Source organism: Bradyrhizobium sp. LeoA1Lang (assembly GCF_055413685.1).
This window is the reverse complement of record NZ_JBVAPG010000577.1, coordinates 1-291: the sequence shown is the minus strand read 5'-3', so window position 1 is coordinate 291 and position 291 is coordinate 1. Positions and strand designations below refer to the sequence as shown.

The 291-nt window shown below is 69.4% G+C and carries 1 pseudogene; it reads left to right on the top strand.

From position 1 onward, the window contains the following. Window positions 1-291 (top strand): annotated as a pseudogene (locus ACZYOF_RS44560) (IS21 family transposase); the annotation flags it as partial.

Below are 291 nucleotides of genomic sequence, written 5' to 3'. Positions count from 1 at the left end.
TTCAAGGCTTGCCGGAGCGAGCCATTGCGCGCACCCTGGGCATCAGCAACGGCGCCGTGCACAGCTATCTGCGCCGAGCCGGGGCTGCCGGGCTGAACTGGCCGTTGCCGGCCGGAATGACCGACGAGGACCTGGAGCTGCTGCTTTTCCCTGCGCCGAAGCCGGCGTCGCAGAGCCCCCAGCGGCCCATTCCCGACTGGGGCTATGTCGACAAGGAGCTGCGCCGGCGCAACGTGACCCGCCGGCTGCTGTGGGACGAGTATCGCGCCAGCCATCCCGATGGCTTCGGCT